Source organism: Paucibacter sp. PLA-PC-4 (assembly GCF_026241155.1).
GTDB lineage: Bacteria > Pseudomonadota > Gammaproteobacteria > Burkholderiales > Burkholderiaceae_C > Roseateles_E.
This window is the reverse complement of record NZ_JAPFGP010000009.1, coordinates 236,787-256,501: the sequence shown is the minus strand read 5'-3', so window position 1 is coordinate 256,501 and position 19,715 is coordinate 236,787. Positions and strand designations below refer to the sequence as shown.

General features: G+C 65.1%; 20 protein-coding genes and 1 pseudogene. 10 read left to right on the top strand and 11 right to left on the bottom strand.

Going from position 1 to position 19,715, the window contains the following annotated elements; translation table 11 throughout:
* Nucleotides 1–234 precede the first annotated feature (234 nt).
* From OOZ63_RS16055 to OOZ63_RS16030, 6 genes are all read left to right on the top strand, one after another.
* The gene (locus OOZ63_RS16055; RefSeq protein WP_266006554.1) at nt 235–2,067 is read left to right on the top strand and encodes a sigma-54-dependent Fis family transcriptional regulator; all 1,833 of its coding nucleotides are present in this window, start codon (nt 235–237) and stop codon (nt 2,065–2,067) included.
* A 1,341-nt stretch (nt 2,068–3,408) separates the two neighbouring features.
* Nucleotides 3,409–4,215, top strand: a complete 807-nt coding sequence (locus OOZ63_RS16050; protein ID WP_266006553.1) for a crotonase/enoyl-CoA hydratase family protein — start codon at nt 3,409–3,411, stop codon at nt 4,213–4,215.
* Nucleotides 4,215–6,347, top strand: coding sequence for an acetate--CoA ligase family protein (locus OOZ63_RS16045; RefSeq protein WP_266006552.1), 2,133 nt, complete (start codon nt 4,215–4,217; stop codon nt 6,345–6,347). The genes OOZ63_RS16050 and OOZ63_RS16045 overlap by 1 nt, the downstream gene beginning before the upstream one ends.
* A complete protein-coding gene (locus OOZ63_RS16040) occupies nt 6,344–7,291 on the top strand; it encodes an amidohydrolase family protein (RefSeq protein WP_266006551.1) in 948 nt (315 codons plus the stop codon). The genes OOZ63_RS16045 and OOZ63_RS16040 overlap by 4 nt, the downstream gene beginning before the upstream one ends.
* Nucleotides 7,288–8,022, top strand: coding sequence for an alpha/beta fold hydrolase (locus OOZ63_RS16035; protein WP_266006550.1), 735 nt, complete (start codon nt 7,288–7,290; stop codon nt 8,020–8,022). Before OOZ63_RS16040 ends, OOZ63_RS16035 begins: the two co-directional genes overlap by 4 nt.
* Complete coding sequence (locus OOZ63_RS16030) at nt 8,012–8,467, top strand: nuclear transport factor 2 family protein (RefSeq protein WP_266006549.1); 456 nt, start codon at nt 8,012–8,014, stop codon at nt 8,465–8,467. Before OOZ63_RS16035 ends, OOZ63_RS16030 begins: the two co-directional genes overlap by 11 nt.
* Before the next feature lie 364 nt (nt 8,468–8,831).
* Here OOZ63_RS16030 and petA read toward each other — a convergent pair whose 3' ends face one another.
* The 9 genes from petA to OOZ63_RS15985 form a co-directional block, all read right to left on the bottom strand.
* Nucleotides 8,832–9,455: a ubiquinol-cytochrome c reductase iron-sulfur subunit gene (petA, locus tag OOZ63_RS16025; protein ID WP_266006548.1), complete on the bottom strand. Its 624-nt coding sequence runs from the start codon at nt 9,453–9,455 to the stop codon at nt 8,832–8,834.
* Nucleotides 9,456–9,487: 32 nt separating this feature from the next.
* Entirely contained in the window at nt 9,488–9,646 is a 159-nt protein-coding gene (locus OOZ63_RS16020) for a DUF2474 family protein (protein WP_266006547.1), read from the bottom strand.
* Nucleotides 9,643–10,647, bottom strand: coding sequence for a cytochrome d ubiquinol oxidase subunit II (cydB, locus tag OOZ63_RS16015; protein ID WP_266006545.1), 1,005 nt, complete (start codon nt 10,645–10,647; stop codon nt 9,643–9,645). The genes OOZ63_RS16020 and cydB overlap by 4 nt, the downstream gene beginning before the upstream one ends.
* Nucleotides 10,648–10,657: 10 nt before the next feature.
* The gene (locus OOZ63_RS16010) at nt 10,658–12,070 is read right to left on the bottom strand and encodes a cytochrome ubiquinol oxidase subunit I (RefSeq protein WP_266006544.1); all 1,413 of its coding nucleotides are present in this window, start codon (nt 12,068–12,070) and stop codon (nt 10,658–10,660) included.
* 33 nt (nt 12,071–12,103) lie between these two features.
* Nucleotides 12,104–12,745, bottom strand: coding sequence for a peroxiredoxin (locus OOZ63_RS16005; RefSeq protein WP_266006543.1), 642 nt, complete (start codon nt 12,743–12,745; stop codon nt 12,104–12,106).
* A 256-nt stretch (nt 12,746–13,001) separates the two neighbouring features.
* Nucleotides 13,002–13,715 carry a Crp/Fnr family transcriptional regulator gene (locus OOZ63_RS16000; protein WP_266006542.1) on the bottom strand — a complete coding sequence of 238 codons (714 nt, stop codon included), beginning with the start codon at nt 13,713–13,715 and terminating at the stop codon, nt 13,002–13,004.
* A gap of 66 nt (nt 13,716–13,781) precedes the next feature.
* Entirely contained in the window at nt 13,782–14,609 is an 828-nt protein-coding gene (locus OOZ63_RS15995; RefSeq protein ID WP_266006541.1) for a TlpA family protein disulfide reductase, read from the bottom strand.
* Nucleotides 14,610–14,647: 38 nt separating this feature from the next.
* Nucleotides 14,648–14,839, bottom strand: coding sequence for a DUF2892 domain-containing protein (locus tag OOZ63_RS15990; RefSeq protein WP_266006540.1), 192 nt, complete (start codon nt 14,837–14,839; stop codon nt 14,648–14,650).
* 52 nt (nt 14,840–14,891) lie between these two features.
* Nucleotides 14,892–15,776, bottom strand: a complete 885-nt coding sequence (locus tag OOZ63_RS15985) for an MBL fold metallo-hydrolase (RefSeq protein WP_266006539.1) — start codon at nt 15,774–15,776, stop codon at nt 14,892–14,894.
* A gap of 118 nt (nt 15,777–15,894) precedes the next feature.
* Between OOZ63_RS15985 and OOZ63_RS15980 the strand changes: the two genes are divergently transcribed.
* Genes OOZ63_RS15980 through OOZ63_RS15965 form a run of 4 tightly spaced genes read left to right on the top strand, consistent with a single transcriptional unit; the run spans nt 15,895 to nt 18,851 of the window.
* Nucleotides 15,895–16,212 carry an ArsR/SmtB family transcription factor gene (locus OOZ63_RS15980; RefSeq protein ID WP_266006538.1) on the top strand — a complete coding sequence of 106 codons (318 nt, stop codon included), beginning with the start codon at nt 15,895–15,897 and terminating at the stop codon, nt 16,210–16,212.
* Between the two features lie 3 nt (nt 16,213–16,215).
* Nucleotides 16,216–16,653 carry a YeeE/YedE family protein gene (locus OOZ63_RS15975; RefSeq protein WP_266006537.1) on the top strand — a complete coding sequence of 146 codons (438 nt, stop codon included), beginning with the start codon at nt 16,216–16,218 and terminating at the stop codon, nt 16,651–16,653.
* Nucleotides 16,654–16,664: 11 nt separating this feature from the next.
* A complete protein-coding gene (locus tag OOZ63_RS15970; RefSeq protein WP_266006536.1) occupies nt 16,665–17,099 on the top strand; it encodes a YeeE/YedE family protein in 435 nt (144 codons plus the stop codon).
* Between the two features lie 15 nt (nt 17,100–17,114).
* Nucleotides 17,115–18,851, top strand: a complete 1,737-nt coding sequence (locus tag OOZ63_RS15965) for a SulP family inorganic anion transporter (RefSeq protein WP_266006535.1) — start codon at nt 17,115–17,117, stop codon at nt 18,849–18,851.
* Between the two features lie 72 nt (nt 18,852–18,923).
* Here OOZ63_RS15965 and OOZ63_RS15960 read toward each other — a convergent pair.
* Together OOZ63_RS15960 and OOZ63_RS15955 are read right to left on the bottom strand one after the other, a co-directional pair.
* Nucleotides 18,924–19,172: pseudogene (locus OOZ63_RS15960) on the bottom strand (DUF3526 domain-containing protein); the annotation flags it as partial.
* 61 nt (nt 19,173–19,233) lie between these two features.
* Nucleotides 19,234–19,707: a hypothetical protein gene (locus OOZ63_RS15955; protein ID WP_266006534.1), complete on the bottom strand. Its 474-nt coding sequence runs from the start codon at nt 19,705–19,707 to the stop codon at nt 19,234–19,236.
* Nucleotides 19,708–19,715 lie beyond the last annotated feature (8 nt).

The following is a 19,715-nucleotide window of genomic DNA, read 5'->3' as shown; positions in this document are numbered from 1 at the left end:
CGACAAGAGGCGCAGTTGCAGTCCGCGTGCCAGCTCGCGTTTGCTGCGACGCAGCAAACTCCGCCTGCCGGCACGCAAGTGCTTGTTCCGGCTGGCCTTGTGGCTTCAGGCCTAGGACTTTCCCGGGGCCTGACTGTCCGGAGGATGCTGCGCCGAGGGCTCGTTTTTTTGGCCAGTCACTAGCGGAAATAAGCAAACCCAGCGCAGACTTCGCAGACTGGAATTCACGAAAAAATGAAATCATCCAAAGCACAGGACAAGATCTCGCTGGCCGAGATGGCGCGCCGCTCAGGCGCCATGTTGCGGCGCGGCGACAGCACCCGCTTCGACTGGTCTGCCAGCGGCTCGTCGCCGACGCTGGCGGACCTGACCGAGTCCTTGTTTTTCTCCCCTGGGGATGGACGCATCTGGCTCAACGATCAGCGAATGCTGCTGATCCACAGCTCGGCCATCGGACACCTGCGGCGCGAGTTGATCGACACGCTGGGCATGGCGCGTGCGCGCGGCCTGCTGACCCGGGCCGGCTATGTGAGTGGCTCGCGCGATGCCCACCTGGTGCGCCAGCGCTGGCCCGATGGCGATGCCGCAGCTGTGTTCATGGCCGGTGCGCGCTTGCATGCGCTGGAAGGGGTCGTCAAGGTCACACCCACCACCTTCTCTTTTGACATTGACCGCGGGGTCTATGAAGGGGAGTTCACTTGGGAGCACTCGAGCGAGGACGACGAGCACATCAGTGCCTATGGCATCGGCACCGACCCCGCTTGCTGGTCGCAGATCGGCTATGCGACCGGCTACGTCACCACACTATTCGGGCAGCAGGTGATCTTCCGGGAACTCGAGTGCCGCTCGATGGGCGCGTCGGTCTGCCGTGTGGTTGGCCGGCATGCCGCAGCTTGGGGCGACATCAGCGAGGACCTGCGCTATCTCGAGGCTCAAGATTTTCGTTCACTGGCACGGCCCGCCGACCCCATCGTGCCGGTAGCAGAAGCCCCGGCGGTTGAGCGCGTCGGCGAGGCCGAACTGGATCGTCATGCGGTGGTGGGTGCTTCTTCGGCCTTTGTGTCGGCCTGCCATCTGCTGGACCGCGTCGCCCGCACGCAGGCCACGGTCTTGTTCACCGGCGAGTCGGGTGTCGGCAAGGAGGCGTTTGCGCGCCGCCTGCACCGCATCAGCCCGCGCTCGGAGCTGGCCTTTGTGGCCGTGAACTGCGCGGCTATTCCCGAGGCGCTGCTGGAGTCCGAGTTGTTCGGCGTGGACCGGGGGGCGTTCACTGGCGCCACGGTATCGCGACCCGGTCGCTTCGAGCGGGCCGACGGCGGTACCCTATTCCTGGATGAGATCGGCATGCTCAGTCCCGTAGCCCAGGCCAAGCTGCTGCGCGTGCTGCAGGAGGGCGAGATCGAGCGGGTGGGCGGAATCCGGGTTCAGCGCGTCGATGTGCGCCTGGTGGCTGCAACCAATGTGGATCTGCAGGCCGAGGTGCGGGCCGGGCGCTTTCGTGCCGATCTGTTTTATCGGCTCAATGTGTTTCCCATCCACCTGCCGCCGCTGCGCGAGCGCCGTGAAGACATCCCGCTGCTGATGAACCACTTCCTGCGCCGTGAGGCACAGCGGCATGGCCGCCGCGTGGCCGGCTTCAGCGCAAGAGCGGTCAGGGCCCTGCTGCATTACGACTGGCCGGGCAATATTCGCGAACTGCTCAATCTGATCGAGCGTGGGGTGATCAATGTTGAGGACGGCGCTGCCATCGAAGTTCATCATATGTTCAAGGGCGAGGCCCTGGGTGCCTTGTCGGTGTTGGCGCTGTCGTCGCAGGGCGAACTGGTCGAACCCGAGGGCGAAGGGCAGGGGATCGGCAATCTGCTGGGCCATCTGCGCGGCGCGCTGGGCGTGCCGGTGCTTGACTTGCCGGATCTGGAGGCACGGCTGCTGCATGAGGCGGTGCAGAGCTGTGGCGGCAATCTCGCGGCTGCGGCTCGCATGCTGGGTCTGAGCCGTGCGCAGATCGCCTATCGGCTTGAGCGCAGCGATGCGCAGCAGGGACGCACCCAGGGCCGTTCGCCATGATTGATTTGCGCCACATGTTGGCACTCATGGAAGCCCGGGATGCCCCCTGTCAGCCATGACCTGGTGCAGCGACATTCGTCTGCGCTAGCTGCAACTGCAGATGTGTGAAGTCGAGGCTCGTCACCAGGCAGCAAGCTTGGTCTAGGTACTCCGTCGACTATGCATTGAAGACCTCTTGGTGAGCCCCGTCGCTGGCATCTCGGGCCGACAGCACCAGACCCCGCAAGCGTGTCCGTCGGCGTTCAGCGTCTTATAGAGCGCTTCTCTAGCCTTCAGGACGACGCCACAGGCAGGGGTGGCGGTCAGGGTGCGCATGATGGCTTGCCTGTTGGAGTCGTTACGTCTGCGCAGCGCCTCATTGATGTCGAGGATGCGTCGTTCTGCAATGGCGACGATGTCCATTGCTTCGGGCGCAGCATCGAACTGTCGCCGGAAGGGACCGCGCTCGGCGTCGATCTCGCCTCTGCCGTAGATATTGCCGAGCGCAGAGGAGAGGTCCTGCCCGGTTCATTCAGAAGCGCCAGCAACCCGAGATCGAAGTACTCGCGATCACCGCCGCACAGCATCTGGAATGCGGTCACAGCACCGGCGCGTCTAAGCGCAGTCCATGCGATCGCTCCACAGCCGGGCGATGACTTTGTTCGCCATCGCCCGCCTAGGGGGGCCAGTACATGGTTGTGGCTGACCAAGCGCACGCCATCTCGCAGTACGCGCGCCGTGCAGGAGCCGCGAAGATGCCTATTGCACAGGTCCAGTGGGCTGTGGGGAGGTTCTCTCGCACCCGGGGCACCGCTCCGGCCGTGGCGATCCGATGCACCGGCGTGCCATCGAGCGCGTAGACACAGGCCAGAACGGCAGGTCCTGAGTCAACACAAATGCAACAAGCTTCCAGCCACAATTTTGTCTCTTTCTGAATGCGCGGGATGGTGCGGCTGGCTCGCGACATGGCCAGCTAGTCCGCCCGAGTCTTGGTCGCGCGATAGGCTCAACGCCGCCGCCGCCGCCGTAGCCGCCGCGAGAATCAGGACAAGGAATGCAAGGGAGTCGCCAGACATGAGTTTGTGCAGCGTTGATTTGGCTCGCTCGTGGTCGTCGGCAGGCGGCCCGACACTCAACAGCGAGGTTGACAGCGCCTGGGCGTGTATCAACATAGCCCCGGTGCCCGCTTCGATCAGTGACGCTGGCAAAGGCGACGGACTCTGCTGGATCTAGGGTTTGCACGGAGCGGATGGGCTATGGCTTGCGATAGTATTGAAAAACAATTAGCCAGGCTAATGAAAAGTTCAGCTATTTAAATCCCTAGACCGCCGGCACTGGCGCCGGCATTCATCGCAGACCGTCATGCTCAGTAAAAAAACTCCTCTTGTCGGCGTCAGCATCCATGATGCGGTCGCTTGTCTGACGCTGAGTCGTCCCCATAAGCGCAACGCCCTCAGCCTTCAAGTTGTCTCCGAACTGCGCGAGGCCTTCGAGTCGCTGCCGGACACTGTGCGTGCCGTGGTGCTGGACGGACAGGGTGAACACTTTTGTGCCGGCCTGGACCTGAGCGAGCTCGCCGAAACCTCGCCGGCCGAGGGCCTGATGCACTCACGAATCTGGTACGAGGCCTTCGAGCGTATCCAGTTCGGCCAGCGCCCAGTGGTCTGCGTCATGCACGGAGCAGTCATCGGTGGTGGATTGGAGCTTGCCTCGGTGGCCCATGTGCGGGTGGCCGAACAGAGTGCTTACTTCGGCTTGCCGGAGGGGCAGCGCGGCATCTTCCTCGGAGGCGGCGGCTCGGTGCGGGTATCCAAGCTCATCGGCGCTTCGCGGGTTGGCGAGATGATGTTGACGGGTCGGGTCTACACGGCCGAGGAGGGCCTACAGGTCGGGCTGACTCACTATGTAGTCGGTGCAGGAGAGGGCCGGCGAAAAGGAATGGAGCTCGCGCAGCGCATTGCCAGCAACGCTCCGTTGTCGAACTTCGCGATCATGCATGCGTTGCCGCTGATTGCCGAGCAAACCATGGCCCATGGCCTGATGACCGAAGGGCTGATGGCTACGGTCACGCAGTCCGATGGCGAGGCTAAAGCCCGCATGCGCGCCTTTCTGGAGAAACGGGTTGGCAAGGTGGTGCCGACCTCCGGCGCAACGCAGGAGGCCAAGTGATGACGAACGCTCAGGGTTCGCTGGACCTGAAGCCCCTGGTCTCGCCACGGTCGGTCGCTGTTGTCGGCATGTCCACCAAGCCTGGTTCAGCGGGCCTGGTGGTGTTGCGAAATCTGCTGGATGCCGGTTTCCAAGGCCCGGTCCATCTGGTCGGTCGCAGCGGCGGCGAGATCGGCGAGCGCGCCGTGCTCACGAGCATCGCGGAGCTGCCGCTCGGCGTTGACCTCGCGATCTTGCTGCTGCCCTCCGATGCGGTGTTGGACACCGTGCAGGCCTGCGTGGAGCGTGGCGTGCGTGCCGCCGTCTGCTTCGCCTCTGGCTTCGCGGAGATGGGGGATGCCGGGCGCGACAAGCAGCAGCTGATTGCTGATACGGCACGCGCAGGCGGCATGCTGCTGCTGGGCCCGAACACGATTGGCTTCTTCAACAACGTGGACCGCTTCCATGTCTCGATGGTCGAGCTCGAACTGCCTCCGCGTCTGCGTCCCGAGGATGGGCCTGCAGTGGCCGTGGTGGCGCAAAGCGGTGGTATCGGCATTCATGTGGCCGCCTCCCTGCGTGCGCGGGGTGTGCCGGTGTCCTATGTGCTGACGACCGGCAATGAGGCGCAGTTGGGCTTGGCCGAGATCCTGAACTTTCTGGAGCAGGATTCGAGCACTACGACAGTGGTGGTCTATGCCGAGCAGATCCGCTCGGCGCCGCATGTGCTGGCGGCGCTGGCGAGGCTGCGCGCTGCCGGCAAGCGAGTGGTGCTGCTGCACCCCGGGCGAAGCGAGCTGGCGCAGGCAGCTACGCGCTCCCACACCGGTGCGTTGGCCGGCAACCATGCGGCAATGCGGCTGGCGGTCGAGCGGGCGGGTGTGCTGGTGGTTGACAGCCTCGAGGAGGCCATCGATTTGGGCCAGCTGATGCTGCGCTTTGAGCAGCCGCCGGTCGGTGGTCTGGGCCTCATCACCGCCTCGGGCGCGCTGTGCGGTATTGCGCTGGACTATCTTGAGCCGCTGGGTCTGGAGATGCCGGCGATGTCGCTGGCGCAGGCCGAGGTGCTGCGCGAACATCTGCCCATCTACACCCCTCCGCGCAACCCGCTGGATCTGGGCACCCTGATCGGACCGAGGCCTGACCTGATCGGCCGCGGTGTAGCCGCCGAACAGGACGACCCCTCTATCGGTAGTCTGTTGGTTTCGCTGCCCATGCCGTCGTCCGAGATTGCGCCGGTCTGGCTGGACGCCTATCTCGACGGCATGCAGGGCCGCAGTAAGCCGGCCATCTTCGTGATGCAGAACGAGGACATTCCCTTGCCGCCAGCAATGATCGAGCGCGCGGTGCGCAGCGGCACGGTGCTGATGCGCTCGCCCGAGCGCGCCTTGCGTGCGCTGGCCAGTTTCACTCGCTACGGGCGCATGCGTGCCGAGTGGGAGGCGGCTGGTGCTGGCACGCGAGTGCAGCTTCCCGGCGAGTTGCCGAATCTGGCCTCGGGCACCTTGCCCGAGTGGCAGGGCAAGCTCTTGCTGCAAGGGGCCGGCCTGCCTACGCCGGCTGGCGCGCTGGCCACCTCTGCGGACGAGGCGGCGGCGGTGGCTGAGCGCATCGGCTATCCAGTGGCGATGAAGGCACAGTCGGCCCATCTCGCACACAAGACCGAGGCCGGCGGTGTGCTGCTGGGTATTGCCGACGAGGCAAGTCTGCGGCAGGCCTGGCAGCGCCTACACGACAACATTTGCAACCATGACGCCAGCTTGGTGCTGGACGGCGTGCTGGTCGAGGCGATGGGCGAGCGCGGGCTGGAGTTGGTTGTCGGCGCGGTGCGCGATTTGCAGTGGGGGCCGGTACTGATGGTCGGCCTGGGAGGCATCTGGGTCGAGGCCCTGGGCGATGTGCAGTTGCTGGGGCCGGATCTGCCGCTGGCCGGCATCGTTGCCCGGCTTCGGTCATTGAGGGGGGCGAAGCTGCTGCAGGGTTTCCGTGGAGCGCCAGCGGTGGATCTGGATGCGGTGGCGCAGGCGGTGGCAACGCTCGGCGCATTGATGCTGGCGCGTCCCGAGATCGCCGAGATCGATATCAATCCCCTGGTGGCCTACGGTGCCGGCCGGGGCGTGGTGGCCCTCGATGCCCTGGTGGTGGTGCAATGAGCAACTTTCTGGACTCCTTGGTGGCTATCGACATGCACACGCATGCGACGCTGTCTACCCGCAACCCGCCTGATGAGGTGGCCATCGCGATGGACGCGGCCATGGATGCGTATTTCAAGCAGCCGCTGCCGCGCCCCACGATCGATGCAACGGCCGCCTACTACCGCGAACACAAGATGCTGGCGGTGATCTTTCCGGTCGATACCGAGCGCGAGACCGGTCAGGCTCGCATCAGCAATGAGGAGGTGGCCGAGGACGCAGCGCGACATCCCGATGCGCTGATCCCATTTGCCAGCGTGGATCCGATGCGCGGCAAGATGGGTGCCCGCGAGGTGCGCCGTCTGGTCAACAGCTACGGGGTGCAGGGCTTCAAGTTTCACCCTTCGGCTCAGGGCTTCTACCCGAATGACCGGGCTGCCTATGCGGTCTATGAGGCGATCGCCGAGGCCGGTGTGCCGGCTATCTTTCACAGCGGACAGACCGGCGTGGGCGCCGGCCTTCCAGGGGGCGGCGGCATCCGGTTGAAGTACTCCGACCCGATGTTTCTCGACGACGTTGCGGTGGACTTTCCTTCGCTGCCTATTGTCATTGCCCACCCGTCCTTTCCCTGGCAGGACAACGCGCTGGCTGTGGCCACGCACAAGCCCAATGTCTATATTGACTTGTCCGGCTGGTCGCCACGCTACTTCCCGCCCCAGTTGGTGAAGTATGCGAACACGTTGCTCAAGCACAAGATATTGTTCGGATCGGATTACCCGGTGATCACGCCTGAGCGCTGGCTGAAGGATTTCGAGGCCCTGGACATCCGGCCCGAGGTGCGGCCTCTGATCCTCAAGCACAACGCGGTACGTCTGCTGGGCTTGGACAAGGATCCACTGAACGGGCGTTACCAGCGCCTGAAGCCTCCGGTGGCGACCGATTGCTGCCCGGCTCCGCAGCCATGAGCTCGGCCGCTTCGACGCTGGTGCTGCTGCCCGGTCTGCTCTGCGATGACGAGGTCTGGGCCGAGCAGCAGGCGGCACTCTACGAAAGCTGCGACATCGTCATCGGGCGCTTCGGCATGCTGGACCGGATCGAGCACATGGCCAGTCATGTGCTGCGTACGGTGGCTGCACAACGCTTCGCGCTGGCGGGGCATTCGATGGGTGGGCGGGTCGCGCTGGAGGTACTGCGCCAGGCTCCTGAGCGGGTGCTCGGTCTTGCCCTGCTCGACAGCGGCGTGGCGCCGCTGGCATCGAATCAGGCCGGCGATGAGGAGCGCCGGGGTCGCCACGAGTTGCTGGCGCTGGCACAGCGTGAGGGGATGGAGGTGATGGCCCGGCAATGGGTGGCGCCGATGGTGCATCCCGATGTGTGGGGAACGCCGCTGTTCGAGCGCATGGTGGCGATGATTGCGCGCAGCGACCCGGACCGATTTGCCGCACAGATCAATGCGCTGCTGCAGCGGCCGGATGCGGAGCCCGTGCTGCGCACGTTGCACTGCCCGCTGCTGCTGCTGTGCGGCCAGCAGGATCGCTGGAGTCCGCCTGATAGGCATCGCGCGATGCAGGCCCTGGTGCCCGGAGCGGCTCTGAGGATCATCGAGCATTGCGGCCATATGAGTCCGATGGAACAGCCGCAGGCCGTCTCGGGGGCATTGGTTCAGTGGCTGATGCACTGTGGTCATGTGCGCTGAAGGGGTGGCAAATCGCTCGCTTGGTGTGCTCAGAGCCGAGCAGGCCTGTCGTGAGTTGGTGTTGCGCTCGGCGGCCCTGATCGATGCCGCCGACTGGGCAGGGTTGGCGGCGCTGTTCAGCGTCGACGCCGAACTGACTCGACCTGCCGGACCCGTGATCAACGGTCGCGAAGCGATTGAACGCGCCTACCGAGAACGACCGAGCGAGCGACTTACCGCGCATCTCATCTGCGGCACGCTGTTCGAGGAGATCGGACCCAATGTGGCTCGCGCGAACAGTCGCGTTCTGCTGTGGACGGCGGATTCCCGCAGCGAAGTCGGGCCACATGGCCGAGCAGCCTCGGCCCGTCAGTTCGTGGGGAGTTTTCAGGACACCTTTGTCCGCACGAGCGCTGGCTGGCAGATCGGGATGAGGCGTGCCGGGTTTGACCTCCATCTCGACTGAGGGTCTCAGTAGATCACGGATCTGATCGCTTGCTGAGGCCTCGAGCCCGATTTTCAAAGGTGCCGTCCTTCACCTTTGACCGCTTGCGACCACGACAGGGTGCCGCTACTCTCTTGACCTCAGGCGATCGAACCACCGGGTGTGGACCCGCATGTTCGGTGGGGTGGGAGGGGCTCGGTCAGTTACGCTGATCGCCTCTAACTCGATCTTGGATGGTTTCACGTCATCCTTCTGCGTGCCACAAGATCTCACCTTGCGTCGACAAGATCAGCGACATCTATCGCTCCAATATCGAAGCTGCCTTCGCAGAGCACTTCACATCGGGCATCCTGCGCATGGGCGCCTTCTTTAAGCGGCGCTGCTCTCAGGTCTGGTCTTCGCCGATGAGGATGCGCGTGCCAGCGGTGTAGCGGTGCGGCGGAATCACCAGATTGGTCGGCGCCGGCTTGTTCTTGTAGACCCGACCGGCGCCGTCGAAGGTGGAGCCGTGGCAGGGGCAGAAGAAGCCACCCGACCAGTCCGCAGGCAGACTCGGGTTTTTACCGTCCTTCGGCGCGGTGCTGGGCGAGCAGCCCAAGTGGGTGCAGATGCCGATGGCGACGAAGAGCTCGGGCTCGATCGCGCGTTCGGGGTTGGCTGCGTAAGCGGGCTGCTGTTTTGCGGCCGACTGCGGATCGACCAGCTCAGCATCGTGGCCTCGCAAATCGGCCAACATCTCAGGGGTGCGCCGCAACACCCACACGGGCTGGCCCCGCCATTCCACAGTCTTCATGTCACCAGGCGAGAGGTCGGAGACGTCCACTTCCACCGGCCCGCCGGCTGCCCGGGCCCGCTCGCTGGGTGCCAAGGTCGAGACGAAGGGCACGGCGGTGCCCACGGCGGCAATGCCTGCGCAGGTGGCGGTGGCCAGCAGCCAGACGCGGCGCTCGGGATCCCCGGGCGTGGGGGCATGCGGGAGCGTGCGCGGGAGATTCAGTCTTGCGGTCATGGTGGACTCCTGGTGGGTAGTGCTTGCATGTCTTAGGTCTTCAGCACCCAGCGCAGCAGCAGGGCCACGGCCGTCAGAGCGGCGATGCTGGCCAGCCAGATACCCGCCATCCAGAGCAGGCGGCGCCACAACGGCGGCAGCGGCTGCTCAGGGCCTGCTATGGTGATGGTGGGCCAGCGGAACGTTCTCATGCGTGGTAGCCGTCTGCACGGACCTTGCCGCGAAACACCCAGTAGGACCAGGCGGTGTAGCCCAGAATCATCGGCAGCACGATGGCCGTGCCCCAGAGCATGAAGACCTGGCCGCTGCGGTCGGTGGCCGCTTCCCAGATGGTCACGGCGCCGGGCACGACATCGGGGAACACGCTGATGCCCAGCCCCACGAAGCACAGCAAAAAGATGCCCAGCGTGAGCAAGAAGGGCGAAAGCTCTTGGCCGGCCTTGAGGCTGTGCACGAAGGCCACGCTGGCCAGCGCCACCAGGATGGGCACCGGCGCCACCCACAGGATGTTCGGCCAGTTCAGCCAGTTGCCGAAGTAGTCGGCGCTCAGAAACAGGGTGGCGATGCTGACGGCCACGATGGCGGCCAGCGCCGCAACGCCCAGCCAGCCGGCCATGGCGCGCGCCCGGCGCTGCAGCGCGCCTTCGGCCTTTAGCACCAGCCAGGTAGAGCCCAGCAGCGCATAGGCCGCGACCACGCTCACGCCGGTGAGTATGGAAAAGGGCGTCAGCCAGTCCCACCAGCCGCCCGCATAGGTGCGGCCGCTGATCGCCACACCCTGCAGCAGCGCGCCCAGGATGACGCCCTGCGAGAACGCGGCGAGCAAGGAGCCGCCGGTGAACGCCAGGTCCCAGAAGCCGCGATGGGCGGGGTCGCGCCAACGGAACTCGAAGGCCACGCCCCGGAAGACCAGGGCCAGCAGCATGGCGATGATGGGTGCGTATAGGGCGGAGAGGATCAGGCCGTAGGCCAGCGGAAAGGCGGCCAGCAGACCGCCACCACCCATCACCAGCCAGGTCTCGTTGCCGTCCCATACCGGCGCAATGCTGTTCATCGCGGTATCGCGATCGGGGCCGACTTCAAAGCTATTGAAGAGGATACCGATGCCCAGGTCGAAACCGTCCAGCACCACATAGATGAAGACGGCCAGCACGATGATGAAGGCCCAGATGAGGGTCAGGTCAATACTCATGGAGATCGCCTCATTCCTGGGCCAGGGCATCGGGCCGTAGCGCCACGGCAGGCGTGGTGCCGGCGGCGCGCGCGGGGATGTTGGGAGGGGCCGACTCGTGTATCACCGGCGGCCTGGCCATCAGCTGCAGGATGTAGAGCACGCCGGCGCCGAAGACGGCGAAGTACACGACCACAAAGGCCAGCAGGGATGTCGCCACAGCCGGTGCCGCCAGCGGCGAGGCCGACTCGGCCGTGCGCATCAGACCCTGGATGGTCCAGGGCTGGCGACCGACCTCCGTGACGATCCAGCCGGCCAGCACCGCCACCAGACCCGACGGACCCATCGCCAGCGCGAAGCGGTGCAGCCACTTCCATTCGTACAGCCTGCCCCGGGCGCGTGCCCACAGGCTCAGCATGCCCAGCCCGGCCATCAGAAAGCCCAGGCCGACCATGATGCGAAAGGCCCAGAACACGATCCCCACCGGCGGGTGATCGGCCGCAGGCACGGTGTCCAGCCCCTTCATTGAGGCATTGAGGTCGTGCTTGAGGATCAGCGAGGACAGCTTCGGGATTTCCACTGCGTAGTCAACCCGGCCCACGGCGCTGTTCGGGATGCCGAACAGGATCAGCGGTGCGCCATCCGGGTGACTCTGGTAGTGGCCCTCCATCGCCATGACCTTCACCGGCTGATGCTCCAGCGTGTTCAGGCCATGAAGGTCGCCCAGCACGATCTGTAGCGGCGCGACGATGGTCGCCATCCACATCGCCATCGAGAACATCAGGCGCGCACGCGGGTTGCTGCGGTCTTTCAGCAGATGCCAGGCACCGACGGCTCCGACCAGAAAGGCCGTGGTCAGATAGGCCGCCGACAGCGTGTGCGCCAGTCGGTAAGGAAAGCTGGGGTTGAAGATGATGGCCAGCCAGCTGCCGGCGGAGATGAACTGGCCGTCCGCGTTCATCGTGTAGCCCGCCGGCGTCTGCATCCAGCTGTTGACTGAGAGTATCCAGAAGGCCGAGACGAAGGTGCCCAGGGCCACCATCAGCGTGGCGGTGAAGTGCAGGCGCCTGCCCACGCGGTTCATGCCGAACAGCATCACGCCGAGGAAGCCCGCTTCGAGGAAGAAGGCGGTCAGCACCTCGTAGGCCATTAGCGGTCCGATGATGGGGCCGGCCCTGTCGGAGAACACCGCCCAGTTGGTGCCGAACTGATAGGACATCACGATGCCCGAGACCACGCCCATCGCGAAGACCAGCGCGAAGATCTTGATCCAGTAGCGGAACAGGTCCATATAGTCGGCGCGCCGGGTCTTCATCCACAGGCCTTCAAGCACGGCTAGGTAGCTGGCCAGCCCGATGGTGATGGCGGGAAACAGGAAGTGAAAACTCACCGTGAACGCGAACTGAATGCGCGCCAGCAGCAGTGCGTCGGGCAGATCAAACATCGTGGCGTCCTTGCTCTTGCCGAGGCTTGTGGTTCAGAGCGGGCGGGTGGAGAAGTACCAGTCCTTCATGGCGTAGCCCTCGCCCTTGCGTGCCTCGATCGCTGCAGGCGTCTTGGGCGGCGGGACGATGACGTCGCAACCCGGTGTCCAGCCTTCGGGCGTCGCAATCTTGTGGGCATCGCTGGTCTGCATCGCGGTCAGCAGGCGCACGAATTCGTCAATGGAGCGGCCGTTGCTCATGGGGTAGTACACCATCGCACGCAGCTTGCCCTCGGGGTCAATGAAGAAGGTGGCGCGCACGGCCTGCGTGTCGGCCGCACCCGGGTGGATCATGCCGTAGGCCCGCGCCACATCCATCTTGATGTCGTCGATGATCGGGAAGGGAATCTCAACGCCGAAGCTGCTCTTGATGCTCTGCATCCAGGCCAGGTGCGAGTAGATGCTGTCGATGGACAGTCCCAGCAACTCGCAGTTCATGCGCTTGAAGGTGTCGGTGGCCCTGGCGAATGCAATGAACTCGGTGGTGCAGACCGGGGTGAAATCGGCCGGATGCGAGAAGAGGATCAGCCACTTTCCCGTGTAGTCGGCCAGGCTGCGTTCGCCATGGGTCGTGTTGGCCCTGAAAGCAGGTGCCGCTTCGTTGAGGAGGGGAAAGCTGGAGACGGTTTCGCTCACGATTGTTCCTTGGTGGAAAGTCTGCACCGCCAGCGCTTGCCAGCGTGTTCGGGAGAGGCCCTGAACCCAGGACGGTCAATCATCCCGGGAAGATGCTGACCCTCACCGGACTCGAAGTCTGTGCGCTGGGCTACTCTGCGTCTCGGTGTGACTGAATGGCTTCAGTGTCCTTGCGCCCCGGACTCGCTGGCATGACATGGATCATGGCGCCGATTGGCTTGTGCTATGGCGCTGATAGCTGCGTCAAAGGCCAGGCTCAGAGATCGAGCTGGGCTTGCAGCAGGGAGTCGTCGGCGATGCGGTAGAGACGGCCGAGCTTGTCCACTGGCTGCAGGGCTCCGATTCTCACCAGCGCAGAGATCTCGCGGCTCACCGTCTCCTGCTTCAGGTCCATCATGGCCCCCATGTCCTCGCGCGAGAACAGTGTGACGATTCCTGGGTCGCTGGTGTGGCGCATCTTCAGGACAAAGTGACACAGCCGCTGGCGCGCGGTGCCGAAGTTGATCGAGGCCAGCCAGTCGTCGGCCTCGCGCAGCGCTTGATGCCATTTGCTGAGCAGCCCCGCATGCATGCGGGGCGAGTTCTGGCTCAGCTCGTGCACCACCGCGGTGGGGATGCGGCACAGCGTGACGTCGGTCAGCGTGGCCGCCTCGCTGTCGTAGCGCCCCGTGGCCAGCGCTTCCAGGCCGACCACATCACCCGGGCGCAGCAAGCGCAGGATGCGCCGGCGCCCGTCGCTCGTGATGCGTGAAAGCTTGAGCATGCCCGAACGCAGCGTGAAAACGCCTCTTGCCTCATCGCCCTCGTTGAATAGAACTTGATGGGCCCGGTATGCCAGGTCGTCAATGGGCGCGTGGATCAGTGCAAAGTCGTCCTCGGTGAGCCTGGAGAACAGCGCGAGCTCGCGAACGGCGCAGGATCGACAGTCGGAGGTGCCGCGCCAGGCGGAATGGGTCTGGATCGGGATCATGTCGGGCTCGATGAGGCGGCTCGGGTCAGGAGGGTGTCGGATCGCCGAACGGTGGGGCGAAGGCAGTCAAGGCGATGGACGGATCTGGCGCAGCCGGCTCTCCAGTGCAGCAGCATTGATGATGCCGAAATGCGCATCGACCTGCCGGCCCTGTGCATCGTAGAAGAGGGTGGTCGGCAGGCCGCGGGAGCCAACGGCCGGACCCAGCGTGGACCTGCTGTCCAGCAGCACCTCGCGCAGGGACAGGCCCTGCTGACGCAAAAAGGCCTTTACGGCAGCCGGTGATTCGCCCTGGTTGATGAAAAGAAAACCCACGGCTGACTCGCGCTGTTGTGCAGCAGCCAGTACCGGCATTTCAACTCGGCATGGGCCGCACCAACTAGCCCAGAGATTGACGACGACCGGCCGCCCGCGCGCGGCCTCGGACAGGCTGAGGGATTGGGCGCTCTCAAGCTCGGCCAGCTGCACCGAGGGCATGGGTGCCGATCCGGACGGCGCGGTCGCCACCGAGGCGAGCAGCCAGAGGGCGATGCCGGCACCGCTGCTGACCAGCCATGGCCGGCGCAGCGGGGGCCGGCGCTGACTGCGCCACGCCAGCCAGCCCAGCCCGGCGATCAATCCAGCCGGCGCGAACCAGCCGCCATCACGCAGGTCGAATGCGGCCCACGGTGACGCCAGGTAGGCGTCCGCATTCAGGGCCAGGTAGGCCAATCGCGCCGCCAGCAAGCCGAGCAGCGCGGCGTGGATCACGGTGTTGCCTGCCACCTCGCCGAGGGATTCGCCGGCCGCCTTGCGCGCCAGCCGTCTGGCCAGCAGGGACGCGGCCCAGACGGCGCAAAGCAGGAGAGCGGGCGCCAGGGGCAGGGCGACGGGGCCGAGGGAAATCGACAGCATGGACTCAGCGAACTCCAGGGTCCGTGCGCACCGTCATTTCACTTCTTCAGCGCACAGGTGTTGAAACCGAAAATTGCGTAGGGCGGGCACCAGCCCAGCAGCCCCGTGATCAGCGGCACCACGCCGACATAGCCCCACAGCCCGATGGTGCTGGTGGCTGCGGCTGCGATGAGGGCCAGTCCGATGACGATGCGCAGTGTGCGGTCAATGCCGCCGACGTTCTTGGTCATGCTGATCTCCAGGAGTGATGAGTGGTTGATGTTCTGTGCTCCGCGCACTCGGTCAGAGGGCATTGAGCGGGATCTTCAGATAGGCCACGCCGTTGTCTTCCTTGGGCGGCAACTCGCCGGCGCGGATATTGACCTGGACCGAGGGCAGGATCAGCGTGGGCATGTCCAGGGTGGCGTCGCGCTGCGTGCGCATGGCCACGAACTCGTCCTCGCTGATGCCGTCGTGTACATGGATGTTCTTCGCGCGCTGTTCGGCCACCGTGGTCTCGAAGGCCACCGGTCGGTCGGCGGGCGGGTAGTCGTGGCACATGAACAGGCGCGTTTCGCCCGGCAGGCTCAGCAGCTTGCGGGTGGAGGCGTAGAGCGCGTGCGCATCGCCGCCAGGGAAGTCGCATCGCGCGGTGCCAACGTCAGGCATGAACAGCGTGTCGCCCACGAACACCGCGTCAGCGAAGCGGTAGGCCGCGCAGGCCGGCGTGTGGCCGGGCACGAACAACACCTCGCCCGCCAGCGCGCCCAGCGGGATGCGCTCGCCTTCCTGAAATAGGTGGTCGAACTGCGAGCCGTTCTGCTGGAAGCCGGGCTCCAGATTGAAGACTGCCTTGAAGACCTTTTGTACCTGGGTGATGTTCGCGCCGATGCCGATCTTGCCGCCCAGTTGGGCCCGCAGATACGGCGCGGCCGAGAGGTGGTCGGCGTGGGCATGGGTCTCCAGGATCCATTGAACCTTCAGGTCATTGGCGCGCACATAGTCGATCACCTTGTCGGCCGAAGCATGCTGCGTGCGGCCCGACTTCGGGTCGTAGTCCAGCACCGAATCGATGATCGCGCACTCGCTGCCCGCACCGGTGTGGACGACATAGGTCACCGTCCACGTCGCGGGATCGAACATGCCATGCACCTGAGCCTGGCGGGTGTCGGTCGGAGGGGATGTCATGAAGCACTCCTTCATATAAGTTAAATACAATATATTGACAAATAGATTGTTTGTCAATATATTCTTCTCATCGCCGAGGACGCGCCGCGCGGTCTCCATGAGCAAGAAGGAAGCAGCGATGAAAGAAAAGGCCTTGATGGACCTGGAAGAAATGCAGTCGGCTGCGGGCCGCGCCTGCCGCCTGATGAAGGTGCTGGCCAATCCGGACCGGCTATTGATCCTGTGCCAGCTCTCGCAGGGCGAGCGCCGCGTTGGCGAGCTCGAAGAGTTGCTGGGCATCGTGCAACCGACCTTGTCGCAGCAACTCACCGTGCTGCGCGACGAGGAGTTGGTGAGCACGCGCCGTGATGGGAAGAATATCCATTACGCGCTGAGCAGCCCCCAGGCACTGGCCGTGATGCAGGTGCTCTACGAACAGTTCTGCGCAAGGGACTAAGTCATGACGATCGATTGGGCCAATTTCACACCCTGGGCTTCGCTGTCCGGCGGCATCTTGCTGGGTGTCGCGTCGGCATTGTTCATCTTGGTCAACGGCCGAGTGCTGGGCATCAGCGGCATCCTGGGCGGCCTGCTGCCCCCGAAGTCGGGCGACGCCGGCTGGCGCGTGAGCTTCCTGCTGGGCATTCTGGCTGCACCGCTGCTGTGGGGCCTGCTGGCGCCCGCAGGATTTGCGCGGGCACCGCGCATTGACGCGGGCTTTGCCACCATCGTGGCCGCCGGGCTGCTGGTCGGCCTGGGCACGCGCTATGGCTCGGGCTGCACCAGCGGCCACGGGGTCTGCGGGCTCTCGCGCCTGTCGCCGCGTTCGCTGGTGGCCACGCTGGCCTTCATGGGCGCGGGCTTCGCGATGGTCTTTGTGGTTCGCCACGTGCTTTGAGGATCACAGTTATGCATCGCCTCATCGAATTTCTTGTGGGCCTGCTGTTCGGCCTGGGCCTGCTGTTGTCGGGCATGACCGATCCATCCAAGGTGCTCGGTTTCCTGGACGTCTTCGGCCACTGGGATCCTTCGCTCGCCTTTGTCATGGGGGGCGCTATCGCCGTGGGATTTTTCGCCTTCGCGCTGGCCCGTCAACGCACCACCAGCTTTCTGGGCGGCGCTATGCACCTGCCCAAGTCGAGTCAGATCGACAAGCGCTTGGTGATCGGCGGCCTGACCTTTGGTGCCGGCTGGGGACTGGCGGGCTTTTGCCCCGGACCCGGCATCGTCTCGATGGCTTCCGGCGAGCTGAAGGCCGCAGTCTTCGTGGCCGCCATGGTCGTCGGCATGGTGATCTTCGAGATCGCCGAGCGCAGCGGCTGGCGCCAGCGCGTCGGCGCCTGACGACCCCGGCACCCGATGCAAACCACCCGCAACTGGAGCCGGCTCTTGCCGTCCTTGCCGATCTTGCAGTGGGGGCGTGCGTACAAGCGTGAGACGCTGTTGGGCGACGGCGTGGCCGCGCTGATCGTGACCATCATGCTGATCCCTCAGAGCCTGGCTTACGCCATGCTCGCGGGCTTGCCGGCCGAGGTGGGCCTGTACGCCAGCGTGGCACCGCTCCTGCTCTATTCGGTGCTTGGCAGCAGCCGTGTGCTAGCCGTGGGTCCGGTGGCGGTGGTCTCGCTGATGACGGCGGCGGCCATCGGTCAGCATGCCGTGCCGGGCACTGCGCAGTACTGGGCGGTTGCCATCACGCTGGCCTTCCTCAGCGGGGTGCTGCTCTTGGCCATGGGGCTGCTGCGCCTGGGCTTTCTCGCCAACTTTCTTAGCCACCCGGTCATCTCCGGCTTCATCTCGGCCTCGGGCATGTTGATCGCGGCAAGCCAGCTCAAGACCTTGCTGGGAGTGCGGGCCGACGGGCAAAACGTGGTCGAGCTCGGTGTGTCGCTGCTGTCGCAACTCGGTCAAGTGCATGGGCTGACCCTGCTCATCGGTGCGGCGACGGTGGCCTTCCTGTTCTGGGTGCGCAGCGGCCTCAAGCCGCTGCTGCAGCGATTCGGGCTAAGGCCGCGCGCGGCCGATGTGCTGGCCAAGACCGGTCCGGTCGCGGCGATTGCCGTGACGACGCTGCTGACCTGGGCCCTGGACTGGCAGGCGCGAGGGGTCAAGATCGTCGGCGCCGTGCCCCAGGGACTGCCCCCGTTCACCCTGCCGCTGTGGGATCTCGGCCTGTGGCAGCAGTTGCTGCTGCCTGCCTTGCTGATCAGCGTGGTCGGCTTTGTCGAATCGGTCTCGGTAGGCCAGACCCTGGCGGCCAAACGGCGCCAGCGCATCGAACCCGACCAGGAACTGGTGGCGCTGGGGGCGAGCAACCTCTCGGCCGCCTTCAGCGGCGGCTTCCCGGTGACCGGAGGCTTTGCCCGCTCGGTGGTCAATTTCGACGCTGGCGCGCAGACCCCGGCGGCCGGCGTGTTCACCGCCGTGGGCATCCTGCTGGCCTCGCTATTTCTCACGCCTGCGCTGTTCTACCTGCCGCAGGCCACCTTGGCCGCCACCATCGTGGTGGCGGTGCTGTCGCTGGTGGACTTCAGCATCCTGCGCAAGACCTGGCACTACGCCAGGTCGGACTTTGTGGCCGTTCTGGCCACACTGGCGGCCACACTCGCGGTCGGTGTCGAGATGGGTCTGATAGTCGGCGTGGGATTGTCCCTGGCGCTCTACCTCTACCGGACCAGCCGCCCGCATATGGCGGAGGTGGGCCTGGTCGCCGGCACCGAGCACTTCCGCAATGTGCTGCGCCATACCGTGTTGGTAAGTCCACAGGTGCTCGGACTGAGGGTCGACGAGAGCCTGTACTTCGCCAACTCGCGCGCGCTCGAGGACCGCATCAACAGCGAAGTGGCCAAGCGCCCCGGGCTGGCGCATGTGGTGCTGCTGTGTTCGGCCATCAACGACATCGACGCCAGCGCTCTGGAGAGTCTCGAAGCGATCGATCAGCGCCTGCGGGACGCCGGTCTGCGCCTGCACCTCTCCGAGGTCAAGGGGCCGGTGATGGATCGGCTGAAAGCCACCGAATTCATACGTGAGCTCAGCGGGCGCGTGTTCCTGACTCACTACCAGGCCATCACAGAACTCGCACCCGAGCTCGCCTGAGCGCTCTCCCTCATGGACCCTGGTTGTGCGTGGCTTCTCGGCCTGCAGCCGGTTGAGCTCCTGCACCAACTGGTAGCGACGGCGCTCGGCGTGCTCGACGAAGCGGCGGTAGTTCTGCAGATCGGTGCCGGCCGCCGCCATGGGCAGGTAGCGCAGCGCGATCACCGGGCTCAGCCAGGCAAAGTTGTCGACCAGGCGCAGCTGTGCGGCCTGGCGCTCGAAGCATCGCCCCGCCGTGATGCGCAGTCTGATGTCTGGACGGGATAGTCCATCGCGCGCATTCGGAGCGAGCAATGAGCGAGAGGTCGCAAGATCAAGCATGGGAGCAACGATCTCGATGCTCTCAGCAACCACCTGGCACCTTCACGCCCCGGTCGATGGCCTATGGCATGCGGCTTATGGTGTCGCGTTCAGTGAGCTTTGCATACAGCAGACCGGCGATCAAGGCGCCGGTAGCCATGGCCAGCAGGCCGGGCAGGTGTCGTGTGGCATCGATGAAAACGGGCATGGGTGCGACCGCGTCGACGGCGCGCACAGCAGCCACCATGCCTAGCCCAGCCGCAATCGCCAGCAGCGGGCTGCGCCAGGTCGGGCAGCGACGTGCCAGCAGAGCTGCCACGGGGAGGGCGGGCAACCATCCAGCGGCCAGGATGCCGGCATAGACGGGAGCGAAGCCGATCAGGTCTTGCCAGGTCGCGCGAGCTCGCTCGGTGGCGGGGATGTCCACGCCCAGGACCACCAGCGCCTGCAGGTTCCATTGCGTCTGCACCACAGAGCCCCAGACTGCAGCCAACAACCAAGCCAGTAGCAGTGGCGCAAGATGCCGCGCCCATTGAACAGACGCGTAGGCGCTCATGGTGATCG

Coding starts and splice junctions, on each gene's coding strand:
- OOZ63_RS16050 (WP_266006553.1), top strand. CDS start 3,409: ATGCTCAGTAAAAAAACTCCTCTTGTCGGCGTCAGCATCCATGATGCG.
- petA (WP_266006548.1), bottom strand. CDS start 9,455: ATGACCGCAAGACTGAATCTCCCGCGCACGCTCCCGCATGCCCCCACG.
- OOZ63_RS16000 (WP_266006542.1), bottom strand. CDS start 13,715: ATGATCCCGATCCAGACCCATTCCGCCTGGCGCGGCACCTCCGACTGT.
- OOZ63_RS16045 (WP_266006552.1), top strand. CDS start 4,215: ATGACGAACGCTCAGGGTTCGCTGGACCTGAAGCCCCTGGTCTCGCCA.
- OOZ63_RS15965 (WP_266006535.1), top strand. CDS start 17,115: ATGCAAACCACCCGCAACTGGAGCCGGCTCTTGCCGTCCTTGCCGATC.
- OOZ63_RS15970 (WP_266006536.1), top strand. CDS start 16,665: ATGCATCGCCTCATCGAATTTCTTGTGGGCCTGCTGTTCGGCCTGGGC.
- OOZ63_RS16055 (WP_266006554.1), top strand. CDS start 235: ATGAAATCATCCAAAGCACAGGACAAGATCTCGCTGGCCGAGATGGCG.
- OOZ63_RS15985 (WP_266006539.1), bottom strand. CDS start 15,776: ATGACATCCCCTCCGACCGACACCCGCCAGGCTCAGGTGCATGGCATG.
- OOZ63_RS15990 (WP_266006540.1), bottom strand. CDS start 14,839: ATGACCAAGAACGTCGGCGGCATTGACCGCACACTGCGCATCGTCATC.
- cydB (WP_266006545.1), bottom strand. CDS start 10,647: ATGAGTATTGACCTGACCCTCATCTGGGCCTTCATCATCGTGCTGGCC.
- OOZ63_RS16020 (WP_266006547.1), bottom strand. CDS start 9,646: ATGAGAACGTTCCGCTGGCCCACCATCACCATAGCAGGCCCTGAGCAG.
- OOZ63_RS15975 (WP_266006537.1), top strand. CDS start 16,216: ATGACGATCGATTGGGCCAATTTCACACCCTGGGCTTCGCTGTCCGGC.
- OOZ63_RS16010 (WP_266006544.1), bottom strand. CDS start 12,070: ATGTTTGATCTGCCCGACGCACTGCTGCTGGCGCGCATTCAGTTCGCG.
- OOZ63_RS16035 (WP_266006550.1), top strand. CDS start 7,288: ATGAGCTCGGCCGCTTCGACGCTGGTGCTGCTGCCCGGTCTGCTCTGC.
- OOZ63_RS16030 (WP_266006549.1), top strand. CDS start 8,012: ATGTGCGCTGAAGGGGTGGCAAATCGCTCGCTTGGTGTGCTCAGAGCC.
- OOZ63_RS16040 (WP_266006551.1), top strand. CDS start 6,344: ATGAGCAACTTTCTGGACTCCTTGGTGGCTATCGACATGCACACGCAT.
- OOZ63_RS15995 (WP_266006541.1), bottom strand. CDS start 14,609: ATGCTGTCGATTTCCCTCGGCCCCGTCGCCCTGCCCCTGGCGCCCGCT.
- OOZ63_RS15955 (WP_266006534.1), bottom strand. CDS start 19,707: ATGAGCGCCTACGCGTCTGTTCAATGGGCGCGGCATCTTGCGCCACTG.
- OOZ63_RS15980 (WP_266006538.1), top strand. CDS start 15,895: ATGAAAGAAAAGGCCTTGATGGACCTGGAAGAAATGCAGTCGGCTGCG.